Consider the following 13,984-nt stretch of genomic DNA (forward strand, 5'->3'; position numbering starts at 1 on the left):
TCCAAATATTTCTTTTTGAAATTAGATTTAGGTATGAGGTTAAATTGTATATTCCCATATTGTCCTTCATACGAATTTACCTCTGGAAGATACTCATAATTATAGCCAACTTTAAATTTACCATCTATCATCAATAGGTATACTATATTGATAAATTCCAACAAATTCTAATTCGTTACTTTTATATTTAACCTTTCTTTGCTTAGCATTGTATTCCATATTGTAAATTAAAATGGCTGCGTTAAATTTCTTTTCACAGTTTGTATACTTAAATCGTTGAATAAATTGATCAACGTAAGAAAAACCTTTCAATAAATCCTTTATATTATTTTTTGATCGACTAACCCATTCCTTTTCAACTAAATCACGATCATAATAAATCAAATTAAAGTCCTTTTCGAAATTAGAAGATATACTATTTCCATCTTCTGTATATTCATTATTTGTATAATTCAAAAATTCATCCTTACTCTCAAAATTTCCAACCCATATGGATACTTTCTCTTTCATAATTCTACTACCTTTCTATTCACACATTCTTTTATACATAAATCTACAAACTATTTATTAAACTTTCTTCTCATCATTATTAGTAATAGGATCGTCATTTAATACATACTTTTTGCCTATAGTTAAAAATTCAGTTCTATCATTTGAATCCTCCTAGTTATTTTGTATTAATATTACTAGCTCCTATGTTGGTAACTTCACATGAAGCGTAAATATATACTTTATCCGCTCTATCTTTAACATATTCCATGCATATGGATACCATATCAGCTTGCAATTCACTAAATCTATCTTCAAACTCTTTCATACTACATTTCCCTTCTTTTATAAAATTTTTAATTTTGCATTACCTGGCTTACCATCTATATTGTAAGTAACTATAAATTTGTATAGACTCATATCATTCCCAAAGTATATTACATCAACCTTAACTGTTACTTCTTTTGGTGATTTTACTTTTAAAGCTGCAGCTCATATATTACGAATGAATAATTAAACAATATTATTGTCTCTATAAAAATAGGCTTCAAAATTTAAAGTACAACATCCTGATAACCTACCTCTGTTACTTCACCTTTCATAAGACAAAGACCTAATCCATTTTCCATATCCCACGTACAGTCAAATGTAAGTCCAATATCAAGAAAATCGATAAGATCATTATCCGGAATAAAAATTCCAACTAAGGTTATTTTTTCAAGAACTTGAGTAGCTGTTTCTATTAAAGGATAACTTTCGTTAGGCTCAACATCGTAACCAAGTTCATCTCTTTTTTGTTTATAATAATCTAATATAGACTCTAAAATACTTTGTTGTAATTGTAGCCATCTTTCTATTAAAAAGTTATATGCCGTATATTGTTCTTTCTCAAAATGACCATCATCTTCTCCCCTAACTATTAACGTCACCTTAACTTCGTTCCCAAAAAAATCAATGTTTTTATATCCAATCCAATCATAATTATTAAACTCAAGTTCGCCAAAATCGGCATCATTTATTTTCATTACATATCTCCTTTATTGTTTACTCTTTCTCCCGAAGTTCGTTCCACCCTATTTACGTGTACTTCCATTAAGTAATGTTTCTTGATCTTTTATGAAGAATGGGGTATTTTCCATGTCTTTTGCTAATATATTTTCAATTATATAATATTAGCAAATTTTGTTAACTTGAATTCATATAAAATAATTTTATAGCATTGCATGCACTAATAAAAAAAGCACTTGTTGCCTTAAGTAGACAATCAAGTGCATTAATTTCATATGTTTTTTAAATAGCATAAATTTTGTAGGTCTTAGCTTGATCTTAATCATATCTTTCTATAAAATACTGCAGTCCAATTGTATCTAACACTCGGTCTACACTTCATATCAGACATTTTTTCATATAAATGTTCTTAGTATATTATTTTTGTAACTTTAAATTAGAAATTAACTCATCTAGACTATCCGAAATCGCTTTAAACGAACCTCGTTCAAAATTCTCCAATTCAACCTTACCACTTACATTATGTAACACAACTATCAAACCGTTCCCCTCTACACCTATCGGAGTCTTATCAACCTTATTATGATTGTTTTTATACCCTTCTAAATTACTTTCGAAGGAATCCAATTCAATATTTGGTAATACAGGTTCTAGCCTAATATAATGATTACCAATAAATCCATCTAAATCAGCAAACCAATAAGAATTAAAATAATCATCAATTGAAGTGTGCAATTTAATTTCAAATTTTTCCTCAATCGTCGTTAAATCATTCTTATTATTTTTTTCAATAGGTTTCCATGAAATTTCTTCTTCATCATCCATTTCACCTATATATATAAATGAATCCACTTCTTCGTTATATGGCGTTTTAAATAAAAAATCTAACCCTTTATCAAAATATTCTTTTCTTAAATTAAAATATTTGCTCATAGCATCCTTCATTACCAAAATAATCACCCTTACTTTTCTAATAGTTCAGCATATTTTTGGTCATTTCCCCAAAGTCTTGGTTGAGGAGGAATCCCATTTAAATCGGGTTTATCACTTGATATTATCACAACAGGACTGCCGTTTTTCGAAACGATTGTTCGTTTCTAGTACCAACCAAAAACATACTTGGGGCGTTACCATAAGGTGGCATGAATGCTAGAGCGTCAAACTTCCTAGCGATAGACGAAAAGACCTAGCGTCCTAACTCAAGCCCCCACTGAAATGTTTCATCTCAGTGGGGGTAGTTGATAATCTACAGCTACTTGCAAACTATCAGTCTTCTTTTCTTCTGCAATGTCTTTGCTAGAACAAGCTACTCCTGACAATGACATGATTGGAACAACTAAAGATAACAATTTACGTTTTATTTACATATTCCCTTTATTGTTTTGATTTATCTGCAATACCCTTTGTTGCTTCATCAAATATCTTTGCACCTATATGTGTCTTACCCATTGACTCATGAAGTTTAGCTTGGTCTTCTTGCTCTATTGCATCAAATAGAAGTTGGAAAGCATCTTCATAATATTGCATGGATTGTTTTATCTCGTTTTGTTCTCCCTCAAATCCTGAAGGTGCTTTTAATTCCTTTAGTTTCTTAGCATTTGCTTTTGCTCCACCTACACTTAGTTGGATTTCACTTTTCTTCTGTACATAAGCCTTGATGTCTGAACCTGCTATTCCTTCAATTAAGTGCATTGTATCTGCAATTGCATTCGAACTGTCTATAATGTCTTGCTTATACTTCGTAACTTCTTCTAAATTAGATACATCGTTTGACTTAGGGGCATCATCTGTTCTTTTTATCGTGTCAGAGTCTGTATCCCCCAATGCACTCTGCTTATCCTTTACAGCTTTATTTGCATTCACAGCGCCTACTCTAGATGTTTCGTCTTGGACAGGTTGGAATCCTGATATCCAATACTTATTACCTCGTTCGATTAACTCTGTGATTTCCTGTTTCTTATCAGGGTCTATATCCTTCTCATTTGCTTTAAAATACTTAGCTTGTTTTGAGTAAGCTTTACTATAACAATCAACTGCTTTTAGTAAATCTTTATGTGATTTTGCATACTCTTTTGGTGGTTCAATCTTATCAAACTTAGCAATGATTGTTTGTAACTCAGATTCTTGTTTTAGGACTTCTTTCTTTAAAGTTTTCTCATCCTTTTCTTTATTCATTGCCACTTCTACTATATTCGTGATTTTCCCCATTAACTCAGATGATAAGCTAGTCATACGCACTGGATAAATGTCTTTCGATAACTTCTCTTTTGTTTCTGCTTTAGACTCTACTTTATCCTTCTCTTTTGAATCTACTTTATCTGTCCCACAACCTACTAATAACATAACTGGAATTGCTAACATTACGAGTTTCTTTGCTTTCATTATGTATACTCCTATTTAAAAGTTTTGTAATTGACGAACATATGGAACTATAACATTAAATAAATATAAGCTCATTTTGTTCTTAAAGGAAATTTTAGGGATTTTAATAATATGATAACATGTATTACGGTTGTAGAGAATCCCCCTTTATATACCTTTGTTCCAAATTTATCCTTACTCATCCCAAAACAACAATATAAGTCGTTTTCTTTCAAAAATACATGAGATTTTTAGAATGGGTTGTTATAAAAATCTTAAGTCGATGGGCTTGAACTTAGACTTCCAAATATTGTGCGTTCTCATCAAATAAACAACATAAAAAGGATAAATCCTCTCCAAACTTCTTGCCATTATTCATAACGTATTCTTCATTTAATATTTTATCTTCCAAATTTAGAAACCTCCGATATCATTTCAAATTCCTTCAATTGCTCTTCATTCACGTTCGAAGATATTTTTCAAATTTGTTCATCTAGTACATTTATTCAATCCTCCATTGAGAACATAAATACTGAATCTCCTCAGCGACTTGACCTGGATTATATAAGACCGCTTGAGTTTTCATTCATTCACTTCTTTAAGTGTTAATCCTTATTCAATTTATCTCTTAATGCTCTTTCTCCTGCTGCTTTTTGTGCTGCATTTCCTTCTATTGCTCTACATTCATCAATAAATCGCTTCCGATTTTGCTGATACTCATATACGGTTAATGCATTCATACCTTTTTCTTGATCCTTTAACTGTCTTGCAAATTCTTCTGAATCGAATTTAGTTACGTAATTAAAGTCTACTTCAATTTCATCAATTCGCGGAACGTTATCTAGGTCCTTTCCTTCACACGTATCCTTAGTAGGTACTTAAACACAAATTAAAAAAATCCACAGTATAAAATTTTATCACTGTGGATTCTAACATTTATTTTTCTTGGCAATGCACCATATCATAAGGGTAATATGAACTATCTTTCAAGGTTGAGTCATCTAATTTTAAAATTTTAGCGATTGCTCCACTTTCAAAACTCCAGTAACCACTATAAATGTCATGTTTATTTTCATGTGCATCATACCATGCTTCTTCTGAATGTCCCTTATACCAATATTCCTTTATATATTTCTCTAAATTTTTTTTAGCATTCTCTTGTGAAATTTTATTACTCTCAATTACTTCTTTTAATTTTAAATATGGATCTTTTACATAAAACTCACTTTGCTCATAAAAATCTGATGGCTCACCATTTCTAAAAGCAATAAAATAATTAATCAAATAATCATTTAATCCTTCTTTCCTTACCATCGCTATTAGCCTATTAAATTCTTTATCTTCAACATTTAGCATTACTGCTATAGATATCATCCATAACATACGTATATATCCACTTTCTTTATTCCACACTTTTTCCATTATATTTATTACTTCAGGTAAAAAATCACAAATAGTTTGAATAGAACAACCCGCAGAGTACATTGCCCTTAATTTATTAAAATGATATCCTTGTAACGCTATATATCCATTCTTTACACCTTTATCACCTTTGCCTCTTTCCCCAATAACCTTTTCAACCAATATTAAAAACTTTTCTATTCTCTTTTCCTCATAATCGATAAATTCGTTAAAATATATATCATTTTTGATTTTATCCCTTAGCATAAGTTCTCTTCCACCTTTTATATGTGGTAACAACTATTACGTTAAAACTTACGAGTTTGTACGAGTTCGTTTAATATACATTCCATAATTTATATTCAGCCCCCAGTAAAATGTCATCTCGCCAAAGCTCGTACCTCTTTTTCTATTCTATCATTACACATAATACTCCATGATGGTACAACACCATCATGGAGTATATAGTTCAAATATCCTATTATTTTTTTATCCACTTCACATAAACTTTATTTTTCATTCATCATTATATTTTTTAATCGTGTAATTTACTTAAAAAATCAGTAAATGTATCTGCAATGTAAAATACATTTTCTCTTGCCAGTTCTTCTACTTGTGCTTCTGTTAACCCTTCTTGACGCATTAACATTTCTTTTTCGCCAGCATTCTCATGTTCCCAAAATACCACAACAGGGTTACTTTTGGCATTTTTATAGTCAAAACATATTAAATTTCCTGCTGGATCAATTGCAATAGGGAATACTTTTTGCGGAAGCGTAGGTTTGTATATTTCATACTTTTTAACAATGTACTCACTACTTTCCTCATCAAAACTAAATAAACTACCAAAGCAACGCTCTACATTGCCTACTTTAAATTCTTCTGGTAATACACTCGCACCTCCATTTATTTTTACACAATCAATATAATCTTGAGGTAACTGGAAGCCTAATTGTAATCCAATTTCTTTAATCTTAGTTTCTGATACTTCTGCATCAGCATATTCCCACTCTAAATCTTTTCTCATCTAATACCCTCTCCCCATCATTTATTTCCACCAAGATGGTTAATGCCCCATGAATATCTTCTAATACTAATTACATCTTTCCAGGAACCTGATGATGGCGCCAAATAACCTCCTTTATTCTAGCTATTCCCTTTTCAATCTGATCAAGCTGTTGTGGAGTAAACAGTTCTCTTGGCACTTTACCTTTTTCAATTTCCTCTTTTCATATCCTTTTACACTTTTTAAACTGTATATCATCTGGCTTAATATATAAACTTTTATCTAGTCTCATTGTAATCTTAGAATATCAAGCGGACAAACTATAATATCAATGGTAATGCCAATGATATTAATATTATTGAGGATTTGCGGGCGAATATCGGTTTTTGTTGAGAAAACAGTGATGAAAAAGACGAGCTTTTTTATTTAAACTGATTGATTCGAGTGTATGTTGGAAGTGGTAATGAATGCTTCAGAGCATTTACAGAACTTCTTTACAAGCAACGAATCGAACGAGACATGAGAAAAGCTATCCTTGAAGTTCGTAAAAACAAAGAAACCATTAACTTAAACGAAGATGATAAATAACTCTTGTCATGAAATGACACTTAAAAAAGTCAACAGACCACTACGTTCTCCTAACGTCGCTGTTGACTTTTCTTATTGGAAATGTATTTTTGGCAGTGCCCAAAGAACTCACAAAATAGTATCAATTTCCTTTTACAATTTGACCAATATCTTTCTCATCTTCACTTATCAAATCATAAAATCCTACATGAACACCTTCTTTATACAACCAACATAGGTCTGTTCCATAGGGCGCATCAAAAATTTCTAATATAACTGGGGCTATCTCTAATACAGAGTTTGCTCCTAAAACTTGAAAATTACTAGAATCATTTACATATTCATCATTATCTTCTGAAGAGTAAATAGTCCACCCATTTAATTGAGGAACTTCTGATTTTTCTCTAAATGTATAACGTATTGGTTTTCCGGCTACAACATTCTTAGAAACAATAAAACCTCCATAGTCGGAATTATTAACTTTCATATTCACACTCCTCAATAAGAGTTAATAAATCATTTCCCAAAGAATACTCTTTGGTATAATCCACACATGATCTTTCAAATTATACTTTGAACCACTACTAATCCACACCTTTTGCTCTTCTAATTTCAATTATACAATATTAACAATCTATTTTCTTTTATTAATATATACCGCGCATTATTCATTAAGTTTACATACATCTATGAAAAAAGCACTTGTTGTCCAAAATAACAATCAAGTGCTTTAAGTTCATATGTTTTTAAGTAGCATAAATTTGTAAGTTTTGTAGTAACAATATATCTATTTTGTTTTCTGTCCACTTCAAATATATTTTGCTATAGATTTATCAGTATTTATGTTTTTATAGCTGTACAGTAAAATACACTTAAAACAAGCATAATTGTATAAACTACCCCTTTAAAGCTAATATTTCTTCTCTATTATAGTCAATCATTGCTAAAAAGTACTCGTCAAAGTTCTCAAATCTATCTATTTCTTCGCCCGCAAACCAAATAATCTCTCCTGGTCTAGAAGAAGAAGGTAGACATAAAACAAATAAATCTCTATCAAATTTCGAAACTGCAATTGGTAGTAGCTCATGTCTTAAAACACCACTACCCTCTAAAACAACATCATCTATAGCTTTTAATAGCATCTGAGCATAATCCATTATAGAAGATTCCTTTAATTGCTCCGTACCAAATAAATCCACCGTTTGATAAAAACCTGCCCAACCATTGGCATATTGAAGAAATTCTCGATACATTGAATCAAGTTTATATCCCAATTCTTGTTCAATAGTGCAAATAGATTTTTCATTTGCTCCCACCTCTGGAAAATGGTGTGGCCATATTTTTTCTACATCTTGTTTCATTAGCTCCTGCTTCACTAAAATCATTGTAGCTATCTTATCTTTCCAATTATTCACCGTCTACTCCTCCTCTACAAACTTAAATTTTGTAGGTTTATAACCAATTGGATATTTATTAGCCTGTCCACCTATGCTCATATTAACTTTTGGGTCAAGGTCTAACCAACTATGAGGATCCGGTTTCCCCATCCAAGTTGTATCGGGAACATGACCAACATGTCCCTTGTATGCTTCTCCATTATCGGCAGCACGCTTGCCTTCTAGTCTTGCCGCACGTGAAGCTTCTTGTCTTAATTTACCTTTAGTTAATACTCTTCCTGTTGGTGATAAAGCACCCGCTTCTAAAGCTTTATTAGATCCCTCAACATAAGCCTTAACTTGTGCTATCTGTTCATCTGTCGCTCCTGGTGGTGCTTTGACTTCAACAGGTCCCCCAGTTTTACCCGTACCCTTAGCCACACTACCTTCCTTACTAACTCCTGAACCACCACTACCCTTAGCAAGTTGATAAGCGTCATCCTTAGCCGTCGTACTTGCCTTTGAAAACTTTCCAGCTACTTCTCCAACAGTTGAATATTCTATATAAGGAATCTTCATTCCTATTCCAGTATCCACCATCCTAACTGCTACTGGAATAGGAGTATTTTTCATAGCATCTAGTGCATTCTTTAAAGTCTTATTTTCCTTAAGCGATTGTACCACATTATTTCTACGCTAAAACGCAAAAAAGCACTTGTTTCCTTTAATTGACAATCAAGTGCTTTAAGTTTCATATGTTTTTAAGTAGCATAAATTTGTAAGTTTTATAGTAACAGTATGACACCTTTTACATGTCATGAGAACTGCTACGTTAAGACTTACGAGTTTGTACGAGTTCGTTAGTTTCATATACATTCCATGTGTTTATATTCATCGCCATATAAAATATCATTTCGCCTAAGCTCGTACTTCGTTTTCTATTCTATCATTGCACACAGTACTCCATGATGGTACAACCATCATGGAGTATGTATTTTCAAACACCATATTATTTTTTTCCTATCCACTTCACATATACTTTGTTTTCTTATAAATATCTCTATTCACATAGTAATAAGGCGCATGCTTCTTATTATTACTGAACTGGCCCCATAAAATGAGTAATAATAAGAATATGTTCCTTCAATTTGACTTTTTTTAGATTCTCCACTTTTTCTGCTCCACCAAGCCCCAATAGAGGAGTGTAACCAAAACACTCGTCATAAGAAATTTCTCCACATATTTCTACCGCTTTTGGATATGGTTGCCACTTCAAATACTCGTCTCGAAATTTTTCTGAATCTAAACTTTTAAAAAAGTATAGAACGTTTGGCATAAGTGTTTTAAGTACCCCGTATCTAAAATTAAGCAACCTTACATAACCATCAGCCCATATGACTAAATCCCCCATACTTGTTGCAAATAATACTAAAGAATCAGTATATCTTTGGCTACTCTCTTGTAGGATATCAATGTACTCTTCTGGATTGACAATTTTAAAATAACCTTCCATAAATGTTCCAAATCCATAATCCTGCCATAAATCTATTATTTCTTTAGGGACTATATTTTTATACTTTTCAATGAGTTCACTCGGAACTTTATTATGTAACTTAAAATCTTTTAAATATTGCTCCATTTAAACTCCTCCTTTAATGTGTTAACTTTACATTCAAATAAGTATTTTTTAGTTGTTCTGGTTTCATGTTTTTTGCTATTTCCTCGATTTGTTTATCAACAATTTTGATTCTAGACCTCCATTGACTACCTATAGAGAAATTAACCCTCTTATCTCCCACCCCTCCTATTATTTCAGGTCTTCCTCCCGCAACCTGATCTGGATTATGAAGTGCTGCTTGGGTTTTTAGCCATTTTTTCGCCTCTTCCTCTGCTTCATCAAATGATTTTCCTTTATCCATAAATTCGGTAATTTTATCAGATAAAGCTTCTTCTCTAGCTGTTTGTTGAGCAACATTTCCCTCTATTGCCCTACCTTTATCAATAAATCGATTTCGATTTTCCCGGTATTCATGTACGGTTAATTCATTCATACCTTTTTCTTGATCCTTTAACTGTCTTGCAAATTCTTCTGAATCGAATTTAGTTTTGTAGTTAAATTTCACTTCAATTTCTTTTATTCTAGGTATATCATCTAAATGCTTGACTTCACCCGTACCCTTAACCCCACCACTCTCCAAATTCGAGATCCTACTCTGAATACTCGCCTTTGAGGCATCATGGGCTTCTTGGAATTTCCCGCTATAGTTCGTTCCAGTTCTAGCGACACTTCCATCTGGCAGTATTTCTACACCTTTAACGAATGGGGTTACGGAGTCCGCACCTTTTGCTAATGTATTTTCAATTATATAATACTAATAATTTTTGTTAGCCTAAATTCATAAAAAATAATTCCTAAAAATTTATAGCATGTCTATCTATTAAAAAAGCACTCGTTGCCTTTAGTTGACAATCAAGTGCTTTAAACTTATATGTTTTCTAAATGTATAAATCTCTTTAAGTTTTTAAGTTTTATAACTTTATAGTGAAAGTATGACACCTCTTATACGCGTTGAAATGTAATGTATTTTAACATAGGAGCTCGTACGAGTTCGTTAGTTTATTGTCTTCCACATGTCATTATAGTTGTATCCTAATACGTATAGAATACACTATTTTATCCTTCCATTAACTTCTTCCTCATTTTATGTGTTTCTAAATCTGCTAATCTAACTGGAATAGGTAATCGACTCTCATTATTTATGCAGTTCATTACAACTTCAGTACTTGTATCTAAATCAATCCAGTTCCCACATGAAACAAAGATTGGCTTTACACAATACGAAGTCCTCAAAACTCTACCATATATATCACCATGAATTACAATGTCAGTGTAAGAACCTACTTCCTCTTTAGGCATCGTAGCGTCGACATTTTCTATTTTCAAATAGCTCTTTGCCACGCCAATTGTTAGTTTGTTTAAATACATTGCAGCATGGGTAGCAATTCCCATATGACGATAATGTAAATACCCATTTCCATCAAACATATATAAATCAGGTTCATTAGATAATTTCTTCGCGGCTTCAAGTATTAAAGGCAACTCACGAAAAGCAAGAAAGCCTGATATATAAGGAATACTTATTTCTCCATAACTATATACCTTTTCAACAACTTCCTTTGTATAATAATCAATCATTACGATACAACATGTACCATACGTTTTATTATTTACATCCCAGTAAGCTAAATCTATCCCTGCAATGGTTTTAATTTCATTAACGTCAAATCTATTCTCAAGATTTACTTTGGATAACAATTCATTCTGAATGTCGGTAAATTCATTTATCAATTTCATATTATTTAAATCTAAATTCTTCATTAGGTATCACTTTTAGAAACAGATTCAATCAATTTTAAATCTGTTTCTGTAGGGGAAATTTTTTGTTTTATGATACGACCTTTTTCATCCCATTCTGTATAGTGGAGAGCTATCCCAAATTTATATTCTCCTTCAAATTTTAATTCTCCACTTTCATACCAGATTCTTTCGGTACCATTACTTTGTCCATGAATCAAATTTTTCACTGATTTTAAATTTCCATTTTTATAAAATTCTATTAACTCACCCTCTATAAAACCTTTTACATAATTTGTATAGTATATCAAATTACCATTATCATATAATTCGTAAGCTAAACCGGTAAAAGGTTTACCGTTCTCGTCTTCCGGATTATCTAAAACTTCATCACTATAAGATGTAAACCATAAATCTTCGTCAAAGTCAGTTCCATGTTCTATAACATATTCTTTACTTAATATATCAATTTGATTTTCCAATCTTTTTCACCTCTGAACTAAATTCAAATCCTTCAGTAATAAAATTACAATGTGGACAGGTTGGCATCATCATACCAGCCGGTTTTAATTTTTTACCAGAACGTACTACATGAGTGATAAAATTCGAAGCACTTGCTTGTGAATTTGCAAGTAACGCTTGATTTAATGAATAAACTTCTGCGTGAGATCCCTCCCCATATGTAAATGTATATCCCTCTTTAATATTTTTTGGCATATTGGTAATCCGTTGTTCTATTAATGGATGTAACTCTTCTGGAATCTTACCTGAAGTATTATTGATTCCAAAGTAATACTTACCTGTTGTTTTGTCAAAAGTTCCAGCAACCGCAGGCCCCATCTCCCTGTTAGAAAGGCCTAGATTATTTAATCTTTCAACTTCTTTCGCTACTGCATCACGCAAATTAATCCTGTCGTTTAATTCCTGGTGAGTAAACCGACCATATTTATTACGCAAGTATTCTATTCTACTTAAACTTTCACCACTATTAGAAACTTTACCCGTACCCTATGTTGTAATCTTAAACCCTAACAATAAAAAAGCAAACCCTGTAAAACCTTATTAAACTACTTCTTTTTCTTCCACTATCGGCAATTCATATGCTGTTTTATATTTCATCATTCCATATATAATGTTTACAAGCCTTCTCATAATACACACAAGTGCTTGTCCTTTTGTTTTACCTTCTTTAAGCTTCTTTTGATAGTACGCATGAAACACTGGGTTTCGTGGCATCTTACTTCCTTTTGCTACTTGCACTTGCTGTACTGCTAAATTATAAAATAAAGCGTGTAACGCCCTGTTTCCTTGTTTGCTTTTATGTGTCTTACCTTTTCCGCCAGAACCAAAGTAAACCGGCGCAATCCCCGCAAATCGTGCTAATTTATTGGCATTTGGAAATCGTCTTACATCCCCAATTTCAGCTATTAATGCTGATGCCGTCACAAGTTCTATTCCCGGCATCGTCTCTAATTGATAATCTAGTAGTTTTACTAGCTGTTTTAATTCTCTTTCGATGTATTTCATTTCCTTCTTTTTAAACTCAATGTCCCTTACAATACTTCTTACTAAAAAATCTCGCGTTTCCTGATACTCTTTCATTGTTTGTCCATCTTCTTTTACAAGTTTTAATATTTCGCTTGCTTTCTTTACTGAACATGTATTGTTGCTAACATCTAATAAAAAAGCTGTTAATTGCTTTATATTCGCTCCCTCTAAACAAGAGAGTGACGGATATTGCTCCCAAAATGCTAATGCTGTTTTTCCATCTAACTCTGAGAAAAACTTTTTATAACTTGGATAATGGTGGTTTAATTGAATATGTAATTGGTTCTTTAATGAACTTTGTGCTTTTACTAATGCATTCCTTCTTGAAACCAGTTGTTGTATTGACCATAATAAATCGTTTGGCTTTGCATCTGGTAATTGATTAAATTTGTTTATCAATATGCGTGCCACACATTCCGCATCCCAACTATCATTTTTGTGTATCATCACTTGGCTTTTTCGTTCTAAAAATGATAAAGCTGGGTTTACCTCTTTTACTACCTGTTCGTGATCTACTAAATATTTCGCTAACGCTCTTCCATAACCACCAACATCTTCTAAACCAAATACAACTGATAAACCATCACTCACATATGTCTCTACTTCTAATAAGAACTTCGAAAATGCAGATGGTTTATTATCAAATTGTATTTCTCCTAGTTTCTCTTGCCAACAATTAATAATAACAGCCGTATGATGCTCCTTATGTAAATCTACTCCTACATACAAATAGTTTTGTCTATTATGCATAACTCATCCCTCTATCCAATGATTTAGTCATATATAAAAATGTCGGCAACCTTAGTTCGAGCGTTCATCTTCCGATGCGCATAGGTACGCAAGCCTATCCATTTTCATAATTTCATAAGTACA

The 13,984-nt window shown here is 32.1% G+C and carries 16 protein-coding genes and 2 pseudogenes; all 18 read right to left on the reverse strand.

Annotated elements, in window-relative coordinates; genetic code table 11:
• Positions 1–117 precede the first annotated feature (117 nt).
• Positions 118–510 carry an immunity 22 family protein gene (locus tag FS802_RS13135; RefSeq protein ID WP_000660888.1) on the reverse strand — a complete coding sequence of 131 codons (393 nt, stop codon included), beginning with the start codon at positions 508–510 and terminating at the stop codon, positions 118–120.
• Between the two features lie 157 nt (positions 511–667).
• Positions 668–817 carry a hypothetical protein gene (locus tag FS802_RS31045; RefSeq protein ID WP_002203548.1) on the reverse strand — a complete coding sequence of 50 codons (150 nt, stop codon included), beginning with the start codon at positions 815–817 and terminating at the stop codon, positions 668–670.
• Between the two features lie 226 nt (positions 818–1,043).
• Positions 1,044–1,514: a DUF6985 domain-containing protein gene (locus FS802_RS13140; protein WP_000700046.1), complete on the reverse strand. Its 471-nt coding sequence runs from the start codon at positions 1,512–1,514 to the stop codon at positions 1,044–1,046.
• 400 nt (positions 1,515–1,914) lie between these two features.
• Positions 1,915–2,430: a SecY-interacting protein Syd gene (locus FS802_RS13145; RefSeq protein WP_002203549.1), complete on the reverse strand. Its 516-nt coding sequence runs from the start codon at positions 2,428–2,430 to the stop codon at positions 1,915–1,917.
• A 441-nt stretch (positions 2,431–2,871) separates the two neighbouring features.
• Positions 2,872–3,879 (reverse strand): DUF7018 domain-containing (lipo)protein, encoded by a 1,008-nt coding sequence (locus tag FS802_RS13150; RefSeq protein ID WP_098069158.1) that lies wholly within the window; start codon positions 3,877–3,879, stop codon positions 2,872–2,874.
• A gap of 584 nt (positions 3,880–4,463) precedes the next feature.
• Positions 4,464–4,685: a polymorphic toxin type 15 domain-containing protein gene (locus FS802_RS32050; RefSeq protein ID WP_080117919.1), complete on the reverse strand. Its 222-nt coding sequence runs from the start codon at positions 4,683–4,685 to the stop codon at positions 4,464–4,466.
• Positions 4,686–4,794: 109 nt separating this feature from the next.
• On the reverse strand, positions 4,795–5,526 hold the full coding sequence (locus FS802_RS13160) for a PoNe immunity protein domain-containing protein (RefSeq protein WP_098653477.1): 732 nt from the start codon (positions 5,524–5,526) through the stop codon (positions 4,795–4,797).
• Positions 5,527–5,794: 268 nt separating this feature from the next.
• Positions 5,795–6,286 (reverse strand): SMI1/KNR4 family protein, encoded by a 492-nt coding sequence (locus FS802_RS13165; protein WP_098653476.1) that lies wholly within the window; start codon positions 6,284–6,286, stop codon positions 5,795–5,797.
• Positions 6,287–6,974: 688 nt separating this feature from the next.
• Positions 6,975–7,319: a DUF2185 domain-containing protein gene (locus FS802_RS13175; protein WP_141547157.1), complete on the reverse strand. Its 345-nt coding sequence runs from the start codon at positions 7,317–7,319 to the stop codon at positions 6,975–6,977.
• Between the two features lie 409 nt (positions 7,320–7,728).
• Entirely contained in the window at positions 7,729–8,247 is a 519-nt protein-coding gene (locus FS802_RS13185; protein WP_001067164.1) for an SMI1/KNR4 family protein, read from the reverse strand.
• A gap of 384 nt (positions 8,248–8,631) precedes the next feature.
• Positions 8,632–8,895 (reverse strand): annotated as a pseudogene (locus tag FS802_RS31050) (hypothetical protein); the annotation flags it as partial.
• A 409-nt stretch (positions 8,896–9,304) separates the two neighbouring features.
• Positions 9,305–9,847 (reverse strand): T6SS immunity protein Tdi1 domain-containing protein, encoded by a 543-nt coding sequence (locus tag FS802_RS13200; protein WP_098098108.1) that lies wholly within the window; start codon positions 9,845–9,847, stop codon positions 9,305–9,307.
• Positions 9,848–9,860: 13 nt separating this feature from the next.
• Positions 9,861–10,331 (reverse strand): polymorphic toxin type 15 domain-containing protein, encoded by a 471-nt coding sequence (locus FS802_RS13205; RefSeq protein ID WP_176544897.1) that lies wholly within the window; start codon positions 10,329–10,331, stop codon positions 9,861–9,863.
• A 102-nt stretch (positions 10,332–10,433) separates the two neighbouring features.
• Positions 10,434–10,574: pseudogene (locus FS802_RS32055) on the reverse strand (hypothetical protein); the annotation flags it as partial.
• A 308-nt stretch (positions 10,575–10,882) separates the two neighbouring features.
• Positions 10,883–11,587: an endonuclease V gene (locus FS802_RS13210; RefSeq protein ID WP_098653474.1), complete on the reverse strand. Its 705-nt coding sequence runs from the start codon at positions 11,585–11,587 to the stop codon at positions 10,883–10,885.
• Positions 11,587–12,045 carry a toxin-antitoxin system YwqK family antitoxin gene (locus tag FS802_RS13215; RefSeq protein ID WP_002110832.1) on the reverse strand — a complete coding sequence of 153 codons (459 nt, stop codon included), beginning with the start codon at positions 12,043–12,045 and terminating at the stop codon, positions 11,587–11,589. The genes FS802_RS13210 and FS802_RS13215 overlap by 1 nt, the downstream gene beginning before the upstream one ends.
• A complete protein-coding gene (locus tag FS802_RS13220) occupies positions 12,029–12,466 on the reverse strand; it encodes a YwqJ-related putative deaminase (protein ID WP_240515196.1) in 438 nt (145 codons plus the stop codon). Before FS802_RS13220 ends, FS802_RS13215 begins: the two co-directional genes overlap by 17 nt.
• Before the next feature lie 159 nt (positions 12,467–12,625).
• Positions 12,626–13,861 (reverse strand): IS110 family RNA-guided transposase, encoded by a 1,236-nt coding sequence (locus FS802_RS13225; RefSeq protein ID WP_098653473.1) that lies wholly within the window; start codon positions 13,859–13,861, stop codon positions 12,626–12,628.
• Between the last annotated feature and the right edge of the window lie 123 nt (positions 13,862–13,984).

Origin of the sequence: Bacillus sp. DE0042 (genome assembly GCF_007680225.1) — a bacterium.
GTDB classification, from domain to species: Bacteria; Bacillota; Bacilli; order Bacillales; family Bacillaceae_G; genus Bacillus_A; species Bacillus_A wiedmannii.

What these genes read in the sequence shown, in the direction of transcription:
- FS802_RS13145 (WP_002203549.1), bottom strand. Translation starts at nt 2,430, where the DNA reads ATGAGCAAATATTTTAATTTAAGAAAAGAATATTTTGATAAAGGGTTA.
- FS802_RS13225 (WP_098653473.1), bottom strand. Translation starts at nt 13,861, where the DNA reads ATGCATAATAGACAAAACTATTTGTATGTAGGAGTAGATTTACATAAG.
- FS802_RS13135 (WP_000660888.1), bottom strand. Translation starts at nt 510, where the DNA reads ATGAAAGAGAAAGTATCCATATGGGTTGGAAATTTTGAGAGTAAGGAT.
- FS802_RS13150 (WP_098069158.1), bottom strand. Translation starts at nt 3,879, where the DNA reads ATGAAAGCAAAGAAACTCGTAATGTTAGCAATTCCAGTTATGTTATTA.
- FS802_RS13175 (WP_141547157.1), bottom strand. Translation starts at nt 7,319, where the DNA reads ATGAAAGTTAATAATTCCGACTATGGAGGTTTTATTGTTTCTAAGAAT.
- FS802_RS13165 (WP_098653476.1), bottom strand. Translation starts at nt 6,286, where the DNA reads ATGAGAAAAGATTTAGAGTGGGAATATGCTGATGCAGAAGTATCAGAA.
- FS802_RS13200 (WP_098098108.1), bottom strand. Translation starts at nt 9,847, where the DNA reads ATGGAGCAATATTTAAAAGATTTTAAGTTACATAATAAAGTTCCGAGT.
- FS802_RS13210 (WP_098653474.1), bottom strand. Translation starts at nt 11,587, where the DNA reads ATGAAGAATTTAGATTTAAATAATATGAAATTGATAAATGAATTTACC.
- FS802_RS31045 (WP_002203548.1), bottom strand. Translation starts at nt 817, where the DNA reads ATGAAAGAGTTTGAAGATAGATTTAGTGAATTGCAAGCTGATATGGTA.
- FS802_RS13160 (WP_098653477.1), bottom strand. Translation starts at nt 5,526, where the DNA reads ATGCTAAGGGATAAAATCAAAAATGATATATATTTTAACGAATTTATC.
- FS802_RS13140 (WP_000700046.1), bottom strand. Translation starts at nt 1,514, where the DNA reads ATGAAAATAAATGATGCCGATTTTGGCGAACTTGAGTTTAATAATTAT.